We start from the raw sequence: 6,244 nt of genomic DNA, 5'->3' as shown, positions 1-6,244 counted from the left end.
CAGCCCAGCCCAGCCCAGCCAGAGAATACGCCTCTGGCCTATTGCGCACCTCACTCTTGCTGCGGCCATGTCTATTCCGAGGCCAACGGGGAAATTGGCGCTGATAAAACAGCCAGCTGCCACTCTGTATCCCCCCGATGCACAGCTCTCCTCCCTATGAACCCAGTGTATTGCTGTAAAAATGCGGAGACTCTGGACTGATAAAGTGATGTTGTGACAAGGGTTGGCAACCAGACTCTCTCCATAGACTTCTTTTGGATGGGCTATCTACGTCAGGAATCGTCAAATCATTGCCTTGCGCACTTTTTATGGCCTCAATGACACTATTACGAGGGTGAAAACTTATAAAACGCCACTTGAGCTCCATACAAAACCCCTCACCAAACCAGCCAACAGCTCACCAACCAATTGAATTTAAATGAAATAACCATAAAAACAGAATCTTGAATGCCTAACATGCCATAGCAGGTGATAAAATCAGCTCAATATGACAAAAATAGCCATCTCAACCAACCACGCACATAAAGAAGCTATTTTATCAACTTACACCTTGTTTTACCCCCTTGTTATGGTATCTTGACTACATCAACCAACAACTTAGGGAGAGAAAAATGAAAGAGTTTGTCGTTACTGCCGTTTTCACGGTGTTTTTCACCCTGGTTGCTGTCTCTCTGCCCTCACTGTCACAGTTCTGAGCCGGATAGAGAGGCATCAATCCGGACCGACCCTCTTTGTCATGTCTGTTTAATCGCCATCAACTGGTGCTTTTCAGTAATAATGCCGAGATGGTCAACATAGATATGATTTCATCACGTTGACGCTGTTTCTTTCGCCACAAGGGTGTAACCAGGATGGTTTAACCATATGGCCTGATGGAGTAGAACCAGCAGCAGATCATATCCGAGGGGAGCAAGGCTCCCCTTTTTGTTACCCGCCGTTTGACAATCCCCTACCCCGGCATCTACAACAGGCCGGTTGAAGCCATACGGCACATGCCCACAACTGATGTTTTCCCCTCCTGTACTTTCCATTCAACACAGCTAAATCCGTCAGCAATCTCTTGTGCACACCTTTGCTCTGATACTTCTCCGGCAGATATAAAAAAGCCCCCGCCATCATGGCAGGGGCTCGCGTTACGCAGTGTCAGCTTAAGGCTGTTATATCTCAGTCCAGCTCAAAGCAGTTATGCCTTGTTCCAGCGCTGTGGGTCATATTCCGGGCTGAAGCGGTCAACAATGACAGCACAGGCCGCATCGCCGGTAATATTGAGGGAGGTGCGGATCATGTCGAACAGACGATCCAGCGCGAACAGCAGCGGCAACCCTTCGATGGGGATCCCGGCCGCCAGCAGCACGGCAACCACCAGGAAGCTTGGGCCCGGCACACCGGCTTGGCCGATCGCCCCCAGAGTGGAGGTCACAATGATGGCCGCCCAGGCACCGACGCTCAGATCGATGTTGTAAACCTGCGCGAAGAAGATGGCGACCAGACCGTAATAGATGGCGTTGCCGCTCATGTTGATGGTGGCACCCAGCGGCAACACGAAGGAGGCTGTCGCGTTGGTCACTTTCAGATCATGCTCGCAGGTCTCCATATTGACCGGCAGGGTTGCCATGGAAGAGGCGGTGGAGAAGGCCACGATCTGCGGCTTCTTCATGGCAGAGAGGTACTTCATTACCGGCGTGTTGGAGAACATCATCACCAGCAGCGGATAAACCACAAAGCCGAAGATAAGGATGGCAGCCACATAGACCACGAACAGCTTGAGTACCAGGGTCAGCACATCGAAGCCATAGGTACCGATGGCTTCCGCCATCAGACCGAACACCCCGAGCGGCGCGATGATCATCACCTTGTTGATCATCCAGACGAAGGCATCCACCAGAGTATTGAGCCCATCGACCAGTGGCTTGGCCCGCTCGCGTGGTTGTTTGGCCAGCGCAATGCCGAGGAACATGCAGAACACCAGGATCTGCAGGATGTTCGCTTCGTTGAGGGAGTTGAAGACGTTGGTGGGGATCATGCCAAGCAGGGTGGCGACTGCATCCGGCAACGCCCCTTTATCGGCATAGTCACCACCAAACATGGAGGCAACGGAAGCGAAATCGACCCCGACACCCGGTTTGAAGATCTGCCCCATTACCAGTGCCAGCAACACGGCCAACGCTGAGGTCACGAGGAAGAAAGCCAGCGTAGCCGCACCGATCTTGCCCGCAGCCGGGCTGGCGCCCAGATTGGCGGCGCCGGAGAGGATGGCTACCGCCACCAGCGGGATCACCAGCATCTTGATCAGCTGGATAAACAGGGTACCGAGCGGTGCAAACACGGTGGCTTGTTCACCCATGAACGCGCCGACCACTGCGCCCAGTACCATGGCGACCACAACCTGGAAGCCGATGTTTTTAATGAGTCCTTTAGTTAACACAATATGTTCCTTTATGTAGCAAAATTCACACTTTTCCCAGTGCAATTAACCAAACAGGGGAATGAGCGGCTGCCCATTCCCCTGTTTGCGCGTGTTATCTCACATTTAATTGCTGTTTTAAATCAGCAAATCATTAACCTTGGCTATTAATAAGTTTGCGAAAAAGTGAAGATTCAAAGCGGTCTCGGCGATTTTTACCTCATCCCCCATGACAACTGGCAAAAGATTGTGCTAGTTTGGCTGCACAAACGTACACACAGGGATGTAAAGATGCTGAAAGTTAACGAGTATTTCGACGGAAATGTAAAATCCATCGGTTTCGAACAAAAAGGCGAGAAATCAACCGTCGGGGTGATGAACGCCGGTGACTACCTGTTCAACACCGCCGCCCCCGAACGGATGACAGTGATCAAGGGCGCTCTCACCATCCAGCTGGCTGATGAAGATGAGTGGCACACCTACAGCCAGGGTGAATCCTTCCTGGTGGCCGGTCACTCTTCCTTCAAACTGGAAGTGAAAACCCCCACAGCTTATCTGTGCGAATTTCTCGACTGATCAGGCCGGTTGAAGGGGATCAGCCCCTTCAACCTTCTTGGGCAATCCCCAGCCCCATTATCTGTGTCCATGTCACAGCACCGCACATCCCCGCTTTCCATCCACGTCAAAAATCCTAGAATAAACAGACATAAACCATCACCGGATTGATGTCATGATCAGCGTGTTTGACCTGTTTTCCATCGGAATTGGCCCCTCCTCTTCCCATACTGTCGGCCCCATGCGTGCCTCTTACGCCTTCGTCCAGCAGCTCAAGCTGCAAGGCCATCTGCCACAAGTCACGCGGGTCGAAGTGGAGTGTTACGGCTCGCTGGGCCAGACCGGCAAAGGGCACGGTACCGGCAAGGCGATCATTCTGGGGTTATCGGGCTTTGAACCGGAATCGGTCGATATCGAAGCGATTCCCGCCATTCTGGCTCGAGTGGAAAAGGAACAGAACTTGCAGCTGGCAGGCGAACAACCAAGCCATTTTCCCCGCACCGGAGCCATCATCTTCAACCGCCGCAAAACCCTGCCGGCCCACACCAACGGCATGACTCTGCGCTCCTTTGATAAAGAGGAAAACCTGCGCTTCAGCCAGACCTACTACTCCATCGGGGGCGGCTTCATCATTGAAGAGAGCCACTTTGCCACCGCCAAAGAAGAGGCCGCCAAGTCTGATGCCAAACACCCAGTCCCCTACCCGTTCGACAGCGGCGCCCAACTGCTGGCCCACTGTCAGGAGAGCGGCCTCTCCATCTCGGGGCTTATCCTCGCCAATGAGCGGGTATTTCGCAGCGATGAGCAGATAAAAGCGGGGCTGCGCAAGATCTGGCAGGCGATGCAGGGCTGCGTCGAGCGAGGCTGCAAAAGCGAAGGGGTGCTGCCGGGCGGCCTCAAGGTTCGGCGCCGCGCCCCGGGGCTGTTCCGCCAGCTCAGCTGCGAGACCAACTTCAACAAGGATCCGCTGATGGTGATGGAGTGGGTCGATCTCTTTGCGCTGGCGGTCAACGAAGAGAACGCCGCCGGTGGCCGGGTGGTCACCGCCCCCACCAATGGCGCTGCGGGCATCATCCCCGCCGTGCTGCACTACTACGATCGCTTCGTGCACAAGGTGGATGACGAGACGCTGATCCGCTACTTCCTCACCGCGGCTGCCATCGGCATCTTATATAAGAAGAACGCCTCCCTCTCCGGCGCCGAAGTGGGCTGTCAGGGGGAAGTGGGTGTCGCCTGCTCCATGGCGGCTGGCGCGCTGACCGAACTGCTGGGGGGCAGCCCGGCCATGGTGGAGAACGCCGCCGAAATAGGCATGGAGCACAATCTCGGCCTCACCTGCGATCCCATTGGCGGGCTGGTACAGGTGCCCTGCATTGAGCGCAACGCTATGGGCGCAGTGAAAGCGATCAATGCCGCCCGCCTCGCCCTGCGCGGCACCGGCGAGCACAAGGTGTCGCTGGACAAGGTGATCAAGACCATGTGGGAGACCGGCAACGACATGAAGACCAAATACAAGGAGACGGCCCGTGGCGGCCTCGCCGTTAACATTACCGAATGTTAAAAAACGGCAAATGACTCCATTTGGTTCCGAAATGCCCGGCATCGCCGGGTATTTTTATGGGCAAACGCTTAACAAAATGGATAAGCACAAAAATAAATTTTATACTCGCGCCTCAGATTCAACAAAAATAGATCTATTTCAACTTTTTTTAGGTCTGGAGCCGTTACACTACGGTTATCTGGTTCTGTGACCTGCGCTGACAAGCGCGTTCCATGGATCTCCCAAATTTCTGTGAGTGGGCATGCCGCCCCCTTCTACCCTGAGGTAATAGTGACATGATCAGCGTTTTTGATATCTTCAAAATCGGTGTAGGCCCCTCTTCTTCCCACACTGTTGGCCCGATGAAAGCGGCCAAACAGTTTGTTGACGAGCTGCGCGCGGGCGGCAAGATCCGCGATGTAACCCGGATCAATGTCGATGTCTACGGCTCCCTCTCCTGGACTGGCAAAGGCCACCATACCGACACTGCCATCATCATGGGCCTGGCTGGCAACCTGCCGGAAAATGTCGATATCGATGCCATCCCCGAGTTTATCTCCCGTGTTGAACAGACCGAGCGCCTGCCGATCGGCCTGCACTGCCACACCGTCAGCTTCCCGCGTGACGCCATGGTATTCCACGACGAAGCCCTGCCGCTGCACGAAAACGGCATGAAGCTGACTGCCCTGATTGAAGATGAAGTGGTTTACAGCAAGACCTACTACTCCATCGGTGGCGGTTTCATCGTTGACGAAGAGAACTTCGGCAAGGCTGACAGCGGCGACATGTCCGTACGCTATCCGTTCAAGAGCGCCGCCGAGCTGGTTGCCCATTGCAGCCAGACCGGTCTCTCCATCTCTGCCCTGATGATGGAAAACGAGAAGTGCTTCAACACTCCGGAAGAGATCTACAAGAAGTTCGGCAAGATCTGGAACACCATGCGTGAAGGTATCGAGCGCGGCTGCCGTACCGAAGGCGTTCTCTCCGGCCCGCTGCGCGTACCCCGTCGTGCCGCGCCGCTCTACCGTCAGCTCAACACCAACGAGAACCTCTCGAGCGATCCGATGAACATCGTTGACTGGGTCAACATGTTCGCTCTGGCCGTGAGTGAAGAGAACGCTGCCGGTGGCCGCGTGGTCACTGCACCGACCAACGGCGCTGCCGGTATCATCCCGGCCGTACTGGCTTACTACGACAAGTTCATCCAGCCGGTTGGCCGCGACGAGTACACCCGTTTCTATCTGGCTGCCGGTGCCGTCGGCATCCTCTATAAGATGAACGCCTCCATCTCCGGCGCCGAAGTGGGCTGTCAGGGTGAAGTGGGTGTCTCCTGCTCCATGGCCGCTGCCGGTCTGACCGAGCTGATGGGCGGTAGCCCGGAGCACGTCTGCGAAGCTGCCGAGATCGGTATGGAGCACAACCTGGGTCTGACCTGTGATCCGGTTGCCGGTCAGGTACAGGTGCCTTGCATCGAGCGTAACGCCATCGCAGCCATGAAGGCAGTCAACGCCTCCCGTATGGCCCTGCGTCGTACCTCCAAGCCGCGCGTCTCCCTGGACAAGGTGATCGAGACCATGTACATCACCGGCAAGGACATGGACTCCAAGTACCGTGAAACCTCCCGTGGTGGTCTGGCCATCAAGGTGATGCAGGTTGCTTGCGAATAAATAAGGGTTGCGACCCTCATCTGAACAAAGGCGGGATATCCCGCCTTTTTTATTGCCCCTGTCCCGTCCTGAATATGG

4 protein-coding genes are annotated in these 6,244 nt (G+C 55.2%); 3 read left to right on the top strand and 1 reads right to left on the bottom strand.

Going from position 1 to position 6,244, the window contains the following annotated elements:
• Positions 1 to 1,183: 1,183 nt before the first annotated feature.
• Entirely contained in the window at positions 1,184 to 2,425 is a 1,242-nt protein-coding gene (locus BN1139_RS06215) for a dicarboxylate/amino acid:cation symporter (protein WP_005352303.1), read from the bottom strand.
• Between the two features lie 270 nt (positions 2,426 to 2,695).
• On the opposite strand from BN1139_RS06215, the gene ppnP reads away from it, so the two are divergent.
• The 3 genes from ppnP (at position 2,696) to BN1139_RS06200 (ending at position 6,166) form a co-directional block, all read left to right on the top strand.
• The gene (gene ppnP, locus BN1139_RS06210) at positions 2,696 to 2,980 is read left to right on the top strand and encodes a pyrimidine/purine nucleoside phosphorylase (RefSeq protein ID WP_005336842.1); all 285 of its coding nucleotides are present in this window, start codon (positions 2,696 to 2,698) and stop codon (positions 2,978 to 2,980) included.
• A gap of 154 nt (positions 2,981 to 3,134) precedes the next feature.
• Positions 3,135 to 4,520 carry an L-serine ammonia-lyase gene (locus BN1139_RS06205; RefSeq protein ID WP_005352308.1) on the top strand — a complete coding sequence of 462 codons (1,386 nt, stop codon included), beginning with the start codon at positions 3,135 to 3,137 and terminating at the stop codon, positions 4,518 to 4,520.
• Positions 4,521 to 4,795: 275 nt separating this feature from the next.
• Entirely contained in the window at positions 4,796 to 6,166 is a 1,371-nt protein-coding gene (locus BN1139_RS06200; protein WP_005336844.1) for an L-serine ammonia-lyase, read from the top strand.
• Positions 6,167 to 6,244 lie beyond the last annotated feature (78 nt).

This window comes from Aeromonas veronii bv. veronii (assembly GCF_000820225.1).
Taxonomy (GTDB): domain Bacteria; phylum Pseudomonadota; class Gammaproteobacteria; order Enterobacterales; family Aeromonadaceae; genus Aeromonas; species Aeromonas veronii.
The sequence above is the reverse complement of the archived record's forward strand: the minus strand, read 5'-3'. Positions and strand labels throughout refer to the sequence as shown.